The sequence below is a fragment of the Dietzia sp. IBK-p2-15D genome (genome assembly GCF_057773105.1).
The window spans coordinates 115,877-131,173 of sequence record NZ_JBYMTK010000009.1; the positions used below are offsets into that span (position 1 = coordinate 115,877).

Annotated in this window: 8 protein-coding genes and 1 tRNA gene; 6 read left to right on the forward strand and 3 right to left on the reverse strand. The window is 71.9% G+C overall.

The features are described from left to right. Positions 1-256 precede the first annotated feature (256 nt). The 3 genes from AC3DEV_RS12905 (at position 257) to AC3DEV_RS12915 (ending at position 11,508) form a co-directional block, all read left to right on the forward strand. The gene (locus AC3DEV_RS12905; RefSeq protein ID WP_488372371.1) at positions 257-9,682 is read left to right on the forward strand and encodes a fatty acid synthase subunit beta domain-containing protein; all 9,426 of its coding nucleotides are present in this window, start codon (positions 257-259) and stop codon (positions 9,680-9,682) included. A gap of 24 nt (positions 9,683-9,706) precedes the next feature. Next, positions 9,707-10,162 carry a holo-ACP synthase AcpS gene (acpS, locus tag AC3DEV_RS12910; RefSeq protein ID WP_096905818.1) on the forward strand — a complete coding sequence of 152 codons (456 nt, stop codon included), beginning with the start codon at positions 9,707-9,709 and terminating at the stop codon, positions 10,160-10,162. Between the two features lie 413 nt (positions 10,163-10,575). Further along, on the forward strand, positions 10,576-11,508 hold the full coding sequence (locus AC3DEV_RS12915) for a type IV toxin-antitoxin system AbiEi family antitoxin domain-containing protein (RefSeq protein ID WP_488372372.1): 933 nt from the start codon (positions 10,576-10,578) through the stop codon (positions 11,506-11,508). Between the two features lie 36 nt (positions 11,509-11,544). Here AC3DEV_RS12915 and AC3DEV_RS12920 read toward each other — a convergent pair whose 3' ends face one another. After that, on the reverse strand, positions 11,545-12,327 hold the full coding sequence (locus AC3DEV_RS12920; RefSeq protein ID WP_119192381.1) for a TetR/AcrR family transcriptional regulator: 783 nt from the start codon (positions 12,325-12,327) through the stop codon (positions 11,545-11,547). A gap of 7 nt (positions 12,328-12,334) precedes the next feature. After that, complete coding sequence (locus tag AC3DEV_RS12925) at positions 12,335-12,841, reverse strand: peroxiredoxin (RefSeq protein ID WP_083249479.1); 507 nt, start codon at positions 12,839-12,841, stop codon at positions 12,335-12,337. Positions 12,842-12,991: 150 nt separating this feature from the next. Between AC3DEV_RS12925 and AC3DEV_RS12930 the strand changes: the two genes are divergently transcribed. Continuing rightward, complete coding sequence (locus AC3DEV_RS12930; RefSeq protein ID WP_067719851.1) at positions 12,992-13,267, forward strand: DUF3618 domain-containing protein; 276 nt, start codon at positions 12,992-12,994, stop codon at positions 13,265-13,267. Positions 13,268-13,560: 293 nt separating this feature from the next. Here the strand turns inward: AC3DEV_RS12930 and AC3DEV_RS12935 are convergent. After that, positions 13,561-13,633: transfer RNA gene (locus AC3DEV_RS12935), tRNA-Lys, on the reverse strand. A gap of 201 nt (positions 13,634-13,834) precedes the next feature. On the opposite strand from AC3DEV_RS12935, the gene AC3DEV_RS12940 reads away from it, so the two are divergent. Together AC3DEV_RS12940 and AC3DEV_RS12945 are read left to right on the forward strand one after the other, a co-directional pair. Beyond that, positions 13,835-15,067, forward strand: a complete 1,233-nt coding sequence (locus tag AC3DEV_RS12940; RefSeq protein WP_488372373.1) for a L,D-transpeptidase — start codon at positions 13,835-13,837, stop codon at positions 15,065-15,067. Between the two features lie 4 nt (positions 15,068-15,071). Next, positions 15,072-15,284, forward strand: a complete 213-nt coding sequence (locus tag AC3DEV_RS12945; RefSeq protein WP_067719850.1) for a hypothetical protein — start codon at positions 15,072-15,074, stop codon at positions 15,282-15,284. The last annotated feature ends 13 nt before the right edge of the window (positions 15,285-15,297 follow it).

Genomic DNA, 15,297 nt, shown 5'->3' on the forward strand with positions numbered 1-15,297 from the left:
TGAGAACGAGATAACGATCAGGTAACGGGACCGTCGGCAAACCTGAGGCCCCCCTCACCTGTTGATATGAGGCTCGCGTCATGTCCGAATGTGACACGGATCATCCGACGCGCGATCACCGGGTCGCGTGTTTCGGTCGCGCGTACCCCCTCAAGCTGAGGAACCCCTCAAGTTCGTGTGGCAATCTGTGTCCTGCGCCGTAACCGCTGGCCGGCCGACGCGATGTCCCTGACGCAGTGCCCAAGGAGTTCCCCACGTGACGATCGATGACCGCGACCTCACCCCCCGCCCGCTCGAGACCGGCTTCGCCGCCCGCCGCGGCGCCCCCGCTCTCGCAGACGAGCTCCGTGAGGGCACGGCCTATGCGCTCGCCTTCGGTGGACAGGGCATCGCCTGGCGCGACGCGCTGAGCGACCTCATCGACGGCACGGGTATCGGACCGGAGCTCCAGGACCTCGTCGACGCCTCCGTCGCGTTGACCGAGCCCGTCCACGACGAGATCGCCGTCGTCCGCACGCACGGCTTCCGGCCCATCGAGTGGGCCAACACCACCACCGGTGAGGACGAGGACGGCGCGGACCTGCCCGACGACGCCTCCCTCTCCGCTGCCGCGGTCTCGCTGCCCGCGGTGCTGCTCACGCAGATGGGTGCCCTGCGGGCTCTCGCCGCCGAGGGCTTCGACGTCAATGACACGACCCCCGCGGCCGTGGTCGGCCACTCCCAGGGCATCCTCGCCGTCGAGTCGGTGGAGACCTTCGGGTCCATCGACGACCGGCTGCTGGCCGTCGCCGAGCTCATCGGCGCCGCCGCCACCCTGGTCGGACGGCGCGTCGGTCTGTTCCGCCGCGGCGAGGCGAGCCCCATGGTGGGCGTGTCGGGGATCGACGGCGAGGACCTGCGCACGCTGGTCGACGAGCTGTTCGCCGGCGTCGACGCCACGATCCGCCCCACCGTCTCCATCCGCAACGCGCAGCGCCGCCACGTCGTGGTCGGTCGACCGGACGATCTCGAGGAGCTGCGTCGCCACTGCGCCGACCTCGAGGCCGAGTCGCGTCGTCGTCGCGAGGCCAAGCTCACCGGCGGCGAGATCTTCGCCCCCGTCTTCGACCCGCTCGACGTCGAGGTCGGGTTCCACCACCCCGCGATGGCCCCGGCCGTCGACGTCGTTTCCCGCTGGGCGGAGCGTTGTGGCCTGGACGCCGACCGCGCCGCCCACCTCGCCCGCCAGGTCTTCGCCGAGCCGGTCGACTGGGTCGAGGAGATGGCCGAGACCCTGCACGCCGGGGCCCAGTGGATCCTCGACATGGGCCCGGGCGAGGCGCTGACCCGCCTCAACCGCTCCGTGATCCGCGGCCAGGGCGTCGGCGTGGTCGCCGCCGCCACCCGCGGCGGCCTGCGCAACCTCTTCACCCCGGGTGCGACCCCGCCGATCGAGCGGCCGTGGACCGCGTTCCAGCCGCAGCTGGTCACCCTGCCCGACGGCAGCGTCCACGTGGAGACCTCCTTCACCCGCCTCACCGGCTGCTCGCCGATCCTCCTCGCCGGAATGACGCCGACCACCGTGGATCCCGCGATCGTCGCCGCCGCGGCCAACGCGGGCCACTGGGCCGAGCTCGCCGGTGGCGGCCAGGTCACCGAGGCGATCTTCGCCGAGAACACCCAGCGCCTCACCGAGCTCCTCGAGCCCGGTCGCAGCGCCCAGTTCAACTCGCTGTTCCTCGACCCCTACCTGTGGAAGCTGCAGGTCGGAGGCAAGCGTCTCGTCCAGCGTGCCCGCGCCGCGGGCGTGCCCTTCGACGGTGTGATCGTCACCGCCGGCATCCCCGAGCTCGACGAATCGGTCGCCCTCATCGAGGAGCTCACCGAGGCCGGCCTGCGGCACGTGAGCTTCAAGCCGGGCACCGTCGCCCAGATCCGCCAGGTCGTGCGCATCGCCGCCGAGGTCCCCCACATGCCGGTGATCGTCCAGGTCGAGGGCGGCCGCGCCGGCGGTCACCACTCGTGGGAGGACCTCGACGCCCTCCTGCTGGCCACCTACGCCATGCTGCGCGAGCGGCCCAACGTCGTTCTCTGCGTCGGCGGTGGCATCGGCACCCCCGAGCGGGCGGCCGACTACCTCACCGGGTCCTGGGCCAACGCCCACGGCTACCCGGCCATGCCCGTCGACGGCATCCTCGTCGGCACCGCCGCCATGGCCACCCTCGAGGCCACCACCAGCCCCCAGGTCAAGCAGATGCTCGTCGACACCGTGGGCGTCGACGCCTGGGTCGGTGCCGGTCAGGCCGACGGCGGCATGGCCTCCGGCCGCAGCCAGCTCGGTGCGGACATCCATGAGATCGACAACACCGCCGCGCGCACCGGGCGCCTCCTCGACGAGGTCGCCGGCGACGCCGAGGCCGTGGCCGCCCGCCGCGACGAGATCATCGCCGCGATCAACGGCACCGCCAAGCCCTACTTCGGCGACCTCGACTCGATGACCTACGAGCAGTGGCTGCGCCGATTCGTCGAGCTGTCCGTCGCCGCCGATCCTGCCGCCGGCACCGCCTCCGAGGCAGTGGCCGACGACGACCGTTCGGTGTGGCTCGACCCCACCATCCGCGAGCGCTTCCACCGCATGGTGCAGCGCACCGAGGCACGACTCGACGCCGCCGACACCGGCCGCATCGTCTCGGCGTTCCCGCGCGAGGAGTCCATGGAGCGCCCGGCCGAGGTGATCGCCGCCCTCGCCGCCCGGTACCCCGGGCTCGCCGACGCCGTGCTGCACCCGGCCGACGCCGCCGAGTTCCTCGACATCTGCCGTATGCCCGGCAAGCCCGTGCCGTTCGTGCCCGTCATCGACGGTGACGTGCGCCGCTGGTGGCGCTCGGACTCGCTGTGGCAGGCCCACGACCCGCGCTACGACGCCGACGCCGTGTGCATCATCCCCGGCACGACCGCGGTCGCCGGCATCACGCGTGCCGACGAGCCCGTCGGTGACCTCCTCGACCGCTTCGAGGCCGCCACCGCCGAGCGCGTGTCCGGCTACATGCCCTCCACCGAGGCCGTGAGCAGCCGCCGCCGCGGGATCGTCACCACCGCCTCCGGGCCCGTCGCCGACGTGCTAAACAGCCCCGACGTCACCTGGGCCGGCCGTCTCGTCATCAGCCCCGTCCACCGCCTCGGTGTGCTCCACGCCTGGGAGATCGACGCCGAGGGCGTCGGCCGCCACCCCGTCTCCGGCGCCGTGCTCACCCCGGCCGCCGACGGCCGGACCGTCGACCTGACGCTGCCCGTCGGCCCGACCGAGATGACCATCACCATCACCCTCGGCGACGCCGTGGCCACCGGCGCCGCGCCGGTCGTCACCGACGCCGCCGCCGAGGCCGCCATGCGCACCCTGCTCGCCACCGCCGCCGGCGTCGGCCGCGGCGGTGCGGGTGGCTCCGTGATCGATGCCCTCCCCGAGGTCGACGGCAACACCGCCACCGCGCGCTTCACCTTCGAGCCCACCCTCGCCGTCGACCACACGGGCGTGACCGCGGGCAGCCTGCCCACCTCGCTCGTGCCGTCCGCCGGCGTCCCGGACGCCCTCGTGGGCGCCGCCTGGCCCGCCGTGTTCGCCGTGCTCGGCGAGACGAGCCGCCCGAGTGGCACCGGCACCGTCGTCGAGGGACTGCTCGACCTGGTCCACCTGGACCACGGTGTCCGCATGCACGCGGCGCTGCCGCAGCAGGAGACCGACCTCGTCGTCGTCGCCCGGTCCGGCGGTGTCCGCGACACCGACCTCGGCCGCGTGGTCGAGGTGTCGGTCGAGGTCGCCGCGGAGGACTCCGACGGCACCCGCACCCCGCTGTGCACCCTGTCCGAGCGGTTCGCGATCCGCGGCCGCACGGGCCGCGCCGAGGTGGGCGACCCCCGCCCCGCAGGCGGCGCCCTCGTCACCCCGTCCGGTGGGGCCGCGGAGCCCGCCGAGACCTCCCGCCAGGCGCGCGTGGCCACCACGATCACCGCGCCGCACGACATGACCGCGTTCGCTCTGGTCTCGGGCGACCACAACCCGATCCACGTCTCCGACACCGCGGCCGAGCTGGCCGGACTGGGCGGCGTGATCGTCCACGGCATGTGGCTTTCGGCCGCCGCGCAGCACGCGGTGCAGGCCTCGGACGGGAAGACCCCCGCCCTGCGGATCGCCGGCTGGACCGCCCGCATGCTCGCCCCGGTCCGCCCGGGCGACCACATCAAGGTCCGTGCCGTGCAGACCGGCCGCCACGCCGGCGGCCAGGTCCTCGAGGTCACGTGCACGGTCGACGGCGCCACCGTCATGGCCGCCACCGCGCTGACCGAGGCCCCGCGCACCGTCTACGCCTTCCCCGGCCAGGGCATCCAGGCCAAGGGGATGGGGATGGAGGGCCGCACCCGCTGCCCCGCCGCCCGCGAGATCTGGGACCGCGCCGACAAGCACACCCGCTCCGCGCTCGGCTTCTCGATCCTGGCGCTCGTCCGCGAGAACCCCACCGAGGTCACCGTCCGCGGTGAGGTCCACCGGCACCCGGACGGCGTGCTCTACCTGACGCAGTTCACCCAGGTCGCCATGGCCTGCCTGGCGGTGGCGCAGCGCGCCGAGCTCGAGGCCGACGGCCTGCTCATCGAGGACGCGTACTTCGCGGGTCACTCGATCGGCGAGTACGACGCCCTGGCCGCCATCTCCGGTGTGCTGGCGTTGGAGCCGCTGCTGGAGATCGTCTTCCAGCGCGGGTCGACCATGCACCAGCTGGTGCCGCGGGACGCCCAGGGCCGCTCGGACTACCGCATGGCCGCGATCCGTCCGTCCCAGATGGGGATCTCGGACGACGAGGTCGCCGACTGGGTGGCCGGCGTGTCCCGCGAGTCCGGCGAGTTCATCGAGATCGTCAACTACAACCTGGCGGGCTCGCAGTACGCGCTCGCCGGGACCGTCGCCGGGTGCAATGCACTGGAGAAGGCCGTGGAGCGGGAGCTCGCGGTCTCGGGCGGCAAGAACGCCTTCATCCTGGTGCCCGGCATCGACGTGCCGTTCCACTCCACCGTCCTGCGCGGCGGCGTCCCGGACTTCCGGGCCACCCTCGACGAGCTGATCCCGCACGACATCGACATCTCGGTGCTCGTGGGCCGCTACGTGCCGAACCTCGTGCCGCGCCTGTTCAGCCTCGAGCGCGGCTTCGTGCAGGAGATCGCCGATCTCGTGCCGGCCGACTCGCTGGCCGAGGTCCTCGCGAACTGGGACGAGTGGGCCGCCACCCCCACGCGACTGGGCCGCCTGCTGCTCGTGGAGCTGCTGGCCTGGCAGTTCGCCAGCCCGGTCCGGTGGATCGAGACCCAGGAGCTGTTCTTCACGCCCGTAGAGCGTGGCGGACTCGGTATCGAGCAGTTCATCGAGGTCGGTGTCTCCAACGCCCCGACCGTCGCGAACCTCGCCTCCAAGACCCTCGACCTGCCCACGCACCGCGGCCCCCGGGCCCAGGTGATCAACATCGAGCGCGACTCGGCGACGTTGTACGGCACCCTGCCGCCCAGCGTGGAGGTCGACGACGACGAGCTGGACGCCGGCGACGGCTCCGCCTCCACCGGCTCCACCACCACTGGTTCGACCAACACCGCGGCTGCCGACCAGGCAGCCCCCACAGACCCCGCACCGGCCGTCAACACCCCCGGCACGGCCGGTGCGGACCGATCAGACGCGGCTCCGGCCGCGACCGCCGCCCCCGGTGCACCGCGCCCGGACGACCTCGAGTTCGGCGCGCCCGCCGCCACCCGCATGCTGGTGGCGCTGCGCACCAAGGTCCGTCCCGAGCAGATCGCGTCCGGCGACTCCATCGAGACGCTGTGCGACGGCGTGTCCTCGCGCCGCAACCAGCTGCTGCTGGACCTGGGCACCGAGCTGAGCCTGGGCGCCATCGACGGCGCCGCCGAGGCCGACTTCCCGACCCTGGCCGACCAGGTCTCACGACTGGCGCGCGGGTACGCCCCGTTCGGCCCCGTCCTGTCCGACGCGGTCGGCGAGGCGCTGCGCGCGGTCCTCGGCCGCACCGGAAAGCGGGCCGCCTACATCACCGAGCGCGTGACCGGCCCCTGGGAGCTCGGCTCCGGCTGGGCGCAGCACGTTATCGCCGAGATCGCGCTGGGCACCCGTGACGGCGCCTCCATCCGTGGGGGCGACCTGGCGACCCTCGACGCCTCGGGCGTCAAGGATGTAGCCGGCCTGGACTCGCTCATCGACGCCGCCGTGTCGGCCGTCGGTGCCGCGCACGGTGTGGCCGTCGCGATGCCGTCGTCCGGCGCCGGAGGCGGGGGAGTCGTCGACTCCGCCGCGCTGACCGAGTTCGCCGACGAGATCACCGGCGTCGACGGTGTCCTGGCCCGCGCCGCACGCGGCGTGCTCACCCGCCTCGGACACCTCGAGCCCGAGACGGTCGACCTGCTCGCCGAGGCCGACCCGGACTCCGAGCTGGCCGACCTCGTGGCCGCAGAACTCGGCGCCGACTGGCGCCGCGTGGTGGCCCCGGCCTTCGACGCCGGCCGCGCCGTCCTCATGGACGACCGTTGGGCCTCGGCCCGCGAGGATCTGGCCCGACTGTGGACCCGGTCCGACGTGCCCGCCGACGCGGCGGACGCCTTCCGCGGTGCCGGCGAGATCGTCGCCGAGCAGGCCCGCTGGTGGGCGGCCCGGGCGACCGATGCCCGCCGCGACGCCCTGGCGAGCGCCTACCGGGAGATCTCGGAGGTCGCGGCCGAGGAGTTCGTCGGCGAGTACGCGGGTGACGTCGCCGTCGTCACCGGCGCCGGCAAGGGCTCCATCGCCGCCGCCGTCACCGGACGCCTCCTGGCGGGCGGCGCCACCGTGGTGGCCACCACCTCCAACCTGGACCAGTCCAAGCTGTCCTTCTTCAAGGACCTCTACCGCAGCAACGCCCGCGGCGACGCGGCGCTGTGGGTCCTGCCCGCGAACCTCACGTCCTACTCGGACGTGGACGCGCTGGTGGAGTGGGTCGGCTCCGAGCACGCCGAATCGGCCGGTGGCCAGACCACCGTCCTCAAGCCGGCGCTCACGCCCACCATGCTGTTCCCGTTCGCCGCACCCCGGGTCCAGGGCTCGATGGCCGACGCCGGCCCGCGCGCCGAGACCGAGATGCGCGTCCTGCTGTGGGGCGTGGAGAAGCTCGTCGCCGGACTCGGTGCGATCGGCGCCGACACCGACGTCGACTCCCGCCTGCACGTGGTCCTGCCGGGCTCGCCCAACCGCGGCATCTTCGGCGGCGACGGCGCCTACGGCGAGGCCAAGGCCGCGCTGGATGCCATGATCGCCAAGTGGGACTCCGAGAAGTCCTGGTCCGAGCGTGTGACGTTCGTCCACGCGATCATCGGCTGGGTCCGCGGCACGGGCCTGATGGGCCACAACGACCCGCTGGTCGAGGCCGTCGAGGCCGCCGGCGTGTCCACCTGGTCCACCACCGGGATCGCCGGCGAGTTGCTGCGCTGGTGCACCCCCGAGTTCCGCGCGGCCGCCGCTGACGCCCCCGTCACCGTCGACCTCACCGGCGGACTGGGCACCGCGAACCTGGACATGTCCGCGCTCGCCGCCGACCGTCCGGCCACCTCGACCGAGTCGTCGACGGAGGAGGCCGCCGGCACCATCGCCGCGCTGCCGTCGCTGCCCACCGTGGCGCGCGACGAGCGTCCCGAGTGGGGCGAGGTCACCCAGCAGCTCGAGGACATGGTCGTGATCGTGGGCGCCGGCGAGGTCGGCCCCTACGGCAGCGCCCGCACCCGCTTCGAGGTGGAGACCACCGGCGACCTCACCGCCGCCGGCGTGGTCGAGCTGGCCTGGTCGACCGGCCTCATCACCTGGGAGGACTCGCCGCGCGCCGGCTGGACCGTCACCGAAACCGGTGACCCGATCGACGAGGCCGACATCGCCGAGCGTTTCCACGACGAGGTCCTCGCCCGGGTGGGCGTGCGCACCTACGCCGACGATGCCCGCGCCGAGATGTTCTCGGGCACCTCACCGCAGCTCACCTCGGTGTTCCTGCCGGAGGACCTGTCCTTCGTGGTGGACGACGAGGCCCAGGCCCGCGCCTACCAGTCCGACGACCCGGAGAACACCGTCGTCACCCGCAGCGAGGACGGCGAGTGGACGGTCACCCGCAAGGCCGGCACCGAGATCCGCGTGCCGCGCCGCACCACGCTCACCCGCGTGGTCGGTGGGCAGATCCCCACCGGCTTCGACCCCACGGCGTGGGGCATCCCGGCCGACATGGTCTCCGGCATCGACCGGGTGGCGGCGTGGAACCTCGTCGCCACCGTGGACGCCTTCATCTCCTCGGGCTTCACCCCGGCGGAGCTGCTGGCCCACGTCCACCCGGCCGACGTCGCTAACACACAGGGCACCGGCATGGGCGGCATGACCAGCATGCGCTCGCTGTACATCGACGGCATCCTCGGCCGCAGCCGCGCCAACGACACGCTGCAGGAGGCGCTGCCCAACGTGGTGGCCGCGCACGTCATGCAGTCCTACGTCGGCGGCTACGGCTCGATGGTCCACCCGGTGGCGGCCTGCGCCACCACCGCGGTGAGCGTCGAGGAGGGGTTCGACAAGATCCGCGCCGGCAAGGCCGAGTTCGTGGTGGCCGGCGGGTTCGACGACCTGTCCACTGAGGGCATCCAGGGCTTCGCCGACATGTCCGCGACCGCCGACTCGGCGGCCATGGCGGCCAAGGGGCTCGACGAGCGGCACTACAGCCGGGCCAACGACCGGCGGCGCGGCGGGTTCGTCGAGTCGCAGGGCGGCGGCACGATCCTGTTGGCGCGCGGCGACGTCGCGGCCCGCATGGGCCTGCCGGTCACCGGTGTCGTGGCCTGGGCCGGGTCGTACGCGGACGGTGCGCACACCTCCATCCCGGCCCCCGGCCTGGGTGCACTGGGTGCCGGTCGCGGTGGGCGGCGCTCGCCGCTGGCCCGCGGGCTCGCACAGCTCGGCCTCACCGCCGACGACGTGGCCGTGGTGAGCAAGCACGACACCTCGACCAAGGCCAACGACCCCAACGAGTCCGACCTGCACGAGCGGCTCGCCGCCGCGATCGGTCGGTCGGAGGGCAATCCGCTGTTCGTGGTGTCGCAGAAGTCGCTCACCGGGCACGCCAAGGGTGGCGCCGCGGCCTTCCAGCTCATCGGGCTGACCCAGATGCTGCGGTCCGGCACCCTGCCGCCGAACCGGGCGCTGGACTGCGTCGACGACGTCCTGGACCGCCACCGCCACCTGGTGTGGCTGCGGGAGACCCTGCAGCTTGGCGGTGACCTGCCGCTCAAGGCCGGTCTGTTGACCTCGCTGGGCTTCGGCCACGTCTCGGGCCTCATCGCCGTCGCCCACCCGGAGGCCTTCCACCGGGCGGTCGCCGCGGAGTACGGGCAGGACGAGTCCGAGCGCATACGCGAGGCCGGCCTGCGGCGCGAGCGTGAGGGCGCCCGTCGCCTGACCGATGCCATCTACGGTGGCGAGGCGCTCTACGCCCGTCCCGAGGCGCGTCGACTCGGGGAGGGCTCGGCCGACGAGGTCAAGGAGCGCGAGGCCGCGGTCCTGCTCGACCCGGCCGCGCGACTCGACGCCGACGGCATCCTCGCCGCTGCCGGGTCTGCGGACACCGGGGCCGCGGAGACCGCCGGCCGGTGACGGCCGGGGAGTGATGGCCGGGCAGTGACGACCGGGGTGAGAGGCGTCGGGGTCGACATCGTCGACCTCGGCGCCTTCGCCGCGTCTCTGGCCGAACCCGGCACGCGGCTCACCAGGGCGTTCTCGGCCACCGAACGCAGGCAGTGTCGCGAGCGCGCCGAATCCCGTGGGGCGAGATCGGGGGAGGACCCGCTGGCGCGTCACCTCGCTGCCCGCTGGGCGGCGAAGGAGGCCGTGGTCAAGGCGTGGTCGGCGGCCCTGTATGGCGCGCCCCCGCCCATTGCGCCGGACCTGCTGCGGTGGTCCGAGATCGAGACCGTGTGCGACAACTGGGGTCGGCCCTCGGTGCGGCTCGGGGGAGAGGTGGCCCGTCAGGTGGCCGCGACCATCGGCGAGGGCGCTCGTTGGAACGTCTCACTCAGCCACGACGGTGGATCGGCGATCGCGTTCGTGGTGCTCGAGGGCCCGGGCGTGCAGTAGCGGCCTCCAGCCGCGGTGCGCGCCGGGCCGCCGCCTGCGCCCGGCCACCGCCTGCGCCCAGCCACCGTCGGTCCTGCGGCTCGCCGTCGTGCGGCCCTGAGGCCCGATCCGCCCCTCGGCATTTCCTACGCACGCGGGGCCCCGAGGGCGGATCGAACTCTGAGGAGTGCCTCGGTCCGGTGGTCGGGACGGACCGGATTCCTCTGCACGTCCGACCTACCGGGTGCGAGAGGTTCTCAACGTGGCTCGGGGCCGCAGCCGGGCACATCTCGCTTCGCTCGTCGACCTCGCCGGCTCGAGCCGAGGTCGGTGGGAGGCGCGATGTTGTCCACAGGTCCCGGCGCGTCCACGGCGGGCCGGCTCCGCCTACGCGATCCGGCGGACCCGGCGATGTTGCGCGAGAGTATCGCGGCATGACCAGCATCGATGAACTATGTTCCCGAATCCTGACCGCCGAAGGGTTGATCGCCGCCGGGCACAGCACCCAATCGCTCGCCCGGGCGGTGACGACAGGAGAGCTCGTGCGACTGCGGCCGGGTTTCTACGTGGAGGGCAGCGCCCGCGAACTCGAGAGGGGAGCACGTCATCTGCTGTCGGTTCTCGCCACGGACGCTGCACTGCACGGCCCCGTATTCACTCACTGGTCGGCCGCCATGATCCACTCGCTTCCGGATTGGGGGCTCCCACTTCGCAGAGTCGCGGTCTCCCGGCACGGACATGCGCAGCGGTCCAGGACCACCAGACTCCTGAGGCATGACCTGTGCCCGATCGCCCCGGACGAAATCGTCAATGTTGAAGGCATGTCCGTCACGTCTGCTGACCGGACGATCATCGACATCGCCCGGGGCTGTGATCCGGTTCCCGGCGTCGCGGTGGCTGACGCCGGACTGCAGCGGGAACTCGTCACAGAGGTCTCTTTGCAGGAGGCGCTGGACCGCGCCTCGGGACGGGCCGGTGTGAGGAGGGCTCGTACTGTGATCGGGATGACTGATCGGAGAAGCGAGAGCATCGCGGAGACGCGGAGTCGCCTCTACTTCGGTGAGTACGGGCTGCCGGAGCCCGAGACACAGGTCGAGATCTTCGACGACAACGGCCGCTTCATCGGCCGGGTGGACTTCCTGTGGCGGGAGCTCGGGGTCATAGGAGAATGTGACGGGTTCGGGAAGTACTTCGACGGCGCCGACGAGATGGAAACCCGCCGCAGGCTCGGCGTGGAGAAGGACCGCGATGCGATCCTGACTGCCCTCGGGTACCGGGTGATCCACTGGCGATGGGCCGACTTCGAGCGACCTTGGCTACTTGTTCAGAGGATCCGGGCCGTCCTGCTCGCGGCAGAAGCCGCCTGAACTGGTCGCCGTCCACACCCGGGGGCGGGTTTCGGGTCAGTCGGACTGGGCTTCCTTCTCGGCCAGCCACAGGTAGGCGGTCATCATCCGCTTGAGCTCGGTGACGGTGGCGTCGTGGATGTCCTCGCCACCGGCCGAACCGGTGCTCGCGCCGCCGGAGACCCCGCCGTCGTCCCCGGGGTCCGCGCTGGCGTGGCCCGGGGCCACGTGGCCCGCGCTGACCGAGAAGTTGAGCATCGAGTACGCCACGTGGACCAGCACCTCGGCCATGAACGCGCGGCGCTCACGCTCGGTGGCGGGCATGAGCGGGGCCAGCACGCTGGCGATCATCCGGGCGATCTCGCGCTCGTTCACCGCCGCCGTCGCGCGGGTGGCGGGAGTGGCCTGCGTCGCGAGCCAGACCGCCCGACGGGAGGGGTCGCGCAGCCACAGGTCTGCCAGGTGGTCGAGGAAGTCGTTGAGCAGTTCGGGCCAGTCCAGCGCCGGGATCTTCTGGGCGAATCGCTCGACCTCCTCGATCACCCCGTGGGCGTCCTGGCGGTCGAGCTCGCACACCAGCACGTACTTGTTGGCGAAGAACTGGTAGAGCGTGCCGATCGGAACGCCTGCACGTGAGGCGACCTCCTCGCACGTGAACGAGTCGAACCCCACCTCGACCAGCACTTCCCGGGCCGAGGACAGTAGCGCCTGGAACTTCTTGCGGCTGCGCTCCTGGATGGGCCGACGGCGGGGGACGAGGATGTTCGGTTCGTCCTGGACGGCCTCGTCGGTGGGATCCTGCGGCGGCTCCTGCGCGCGTTCGGACGGGTCGGTGGTCATGGGTGGGTCAGCCCTCCGCGGGATCGGATTCGGGCAACTCGATCTCGAGCAGCTTGGCGACCATCGCGACGTGACCCTTGGCACGGACGTTGTACCGGGCCATCGACACGGTGCCGTCGGAGTCGACGACAAAGGTTGAGCGGATCACGCCCATCACCGTCTTGCCGTAGTTCTTCTTCTCGCCGAAGGCTCCCCACTCGGTGAGCATCGTCTTGTCGGGATCCGACAGGAGGGGGAACGTGATGCCGTACTTGTCGCGGAAACGGGCCAGCTTCTCGGGGGCGTCGGGGGAGACGCCGACCACGCCGAGGCCGGCGTCGTTCAACTGTTGCAGCGCGTTCTCGAAGTCCACGGTCTCAGTGGTGCAGCCCGGTGTCATCGCGGCCGGGTAGGCGTACACGAGGACCTTCCCGTGCTCGTCGAGGAGCTCCCGGAGCGACGTGGGTGTGCCGTCGGCGTCGGGGAGGGTGAAGGCGGGGGCCGTCTGGCCCACCTCGAGCCGTGGTGCGGTCACCGGTGCTCCTGGGGGTCGGGTCGGGGCGGCGGACCATCCCAACCTATCCGATGCTTCGGCGCACGGGCGCGGATCCACGCCGGGTGCAGTAGCGTGGGCGGGGTCAAGAACCCGCGGGGCGCCCGCGGACGAGCGATCGACGGAGGTCTCGTGTCCAGGAGTTACGACAGCATCGAAGGCGACATCGCCAAGGCGCGTGACGATCTCGCGACGACCTTGGACGAGATCATCGACCGGGTGAATCCGAAGAACCTCGCGTCCGAGGGCAAGGAGCGCGCCACCGCGGCACTCAAGGACCCGCGCGTCCTGGCGGTGCTCGGGGGCATCGCGACGCTGGTCGTCGGCGGGATCACCGTGTCAATGGTCAACAAGCGCAAGGAGCGCCAGCGCATCGAGGCCTACCTGGCGGCCCGTCGGGCCCTCTGAGGCGACCGGCCTCACGCGGGCGTCCGGAGCCCCGCCCGGGGATCCTGCCCGGCAGGGTCATCCCCGCCCGACTCCCGAGAGCGTTCCGCCCACCCCTGTCACCGGGGGCGTGTGCGGGACGCTCTCGTCGTTTCTGTTCGGCTTCCCGGGTCGCCCCGTCCGTTCGGCCACCCGCATCGCCCCGTCCGACCGGGCACCAGTCGAGCCCCGCTCTGACGAGGCGATCCGGCGCGCCTCAGGCGGCCCGGCACACGAAAAAGCCCCGGGTCGTGGACCCGGGGCTTTCTCTCTTGTGCGCCATCAGGGACTCGAACCCCGAACCCGCTGATTAAGAGTCAGCTGCTCTGCCAATTGAGCTAATGGCGCTTGCTTGGTGCGAGAGAAACAGTAACAGCAGCCGGGCTGGTTCACGAAATCGCCTGCTCAGAAGGGGTGAGACGGGGTTGAGGTCCCTGCGGCCCCAGGAGTTTCGATATGGAGTGCGGCCATGTGACCAGGCATACTGGAGGGGACATCTTCTCGGCCGCGGCTGCGTCCGGGGGGAAGCGCACGTCGGAAGGGGCATCAGTGAACGTGAGCACAACGGATCGGACGGGGCGGCGAGCGACCGGAATCTGGTCGAAAGCCCGCCTCGGACTGGCCGTGGTGTTCACGGGGACGCTCCTGCTCGCCGGCTGCACCATCGGCGACGGCGGTGCGCAGGACACCCAGGTTGCCGAGGCACCGGCGGAGCCCTCCGCCGTGATCGACCTGTCGGTGGCGGAGGGTTCCACCGACGCCAACCCGGTCGAGCCCATCGTGCTCACTGCGACGGACGGCCGGTTCGATTCGGTGGTGATGCGCAATCCCGAGGGCCTCCAGGTCGAGGGCGAGTTCAACCCCGAGTTCACCGAGTGGCGCACCACCGAGGAGCTCGGCTACGGCCGCCAGTACACGATGGAGTCGACCGCCACGGACGAGGCCGGCCTGGTCACCCGGAGGAACGCCAGCTTCACCACGCTGACGCCCACCATCATGACGGCGGCCTACCTGACCACGGGTGAGGGATCCGTGGTGGGCATCGGACAGCCGGTCGCGGTGATGTTCGACGAGCCGATCGCGGACCGTCGGGCGGCTCAGGACAACATCCACATCACGACCGAGCCCGCGGTCGAGGGCGCGTTCTACTGGGTCTCCGACCAGGAGGTCCGCTGGCGTCCGGCCGAGTACTGGGCGCCCGGCACCAAGATCGACGTCCACGTCGACATCTACGGCCAGGACCTCGGCGGCGGGATGTACGGCCAGCAGGACGCCCAGAGCAGCTTCGAGATCGGCGACGCCGTGATCTCCCGGGTGGACGACTCGACCAAGCAGATCGTCATCGAGCGCAACGGCGAGGTCGTCAAGACCATGCCCACCTCGATGGGCAAGGCCGCCACCCCGACCCCCAACGGGGTCTACGTCATCGGTGAGAAGCACGCCTCGATGATCATGGACTCGTCGACGTACGGCGTGGCCGTGGACTCGGCCGAGGGGTATCGCACCCCGGTGCAGTACGCGACCCGGATGTCGTACAGCGGCATCTTCGTCCACGCCGCGCCGTGGTCGGTCTGGGCGCAGGGAAGCCAGAACACGAGCCACGGCTGCCTCAACGTCACTACGGCGGACGCGAAGTGGTTCTACGACAACGCCAAGCGCGGCGACATCTTCGAGGTCACCGGCACGGTGGGCGACACGCTGCCGGGCTGGGACGGCCTGGGCGACTGGAACGTCCCGTGGGAGACCTGGAAGGCCGGCAACGCCGAGCAGGGCGCGGCCTGAGCCCATGGACTCCTCTCGGCTGGGCTTGTGGATCGGCATCGGGATGGGGATCGGCGTGGCGTTCGGTGCCGCGCTGGACAACATCGGGCTGGGCGTGGCCCTGGGCCCGTCGGTCGGGGTCATGATCTGGGCGGTGGAGGCCGCCCATCGCGAGTCGCGCGGCCCGGATGGTGACGAGCTCGACGCGGGGACCGGCGACAGCCGGGACCTCGAGTAGAACCCCCGGGTGA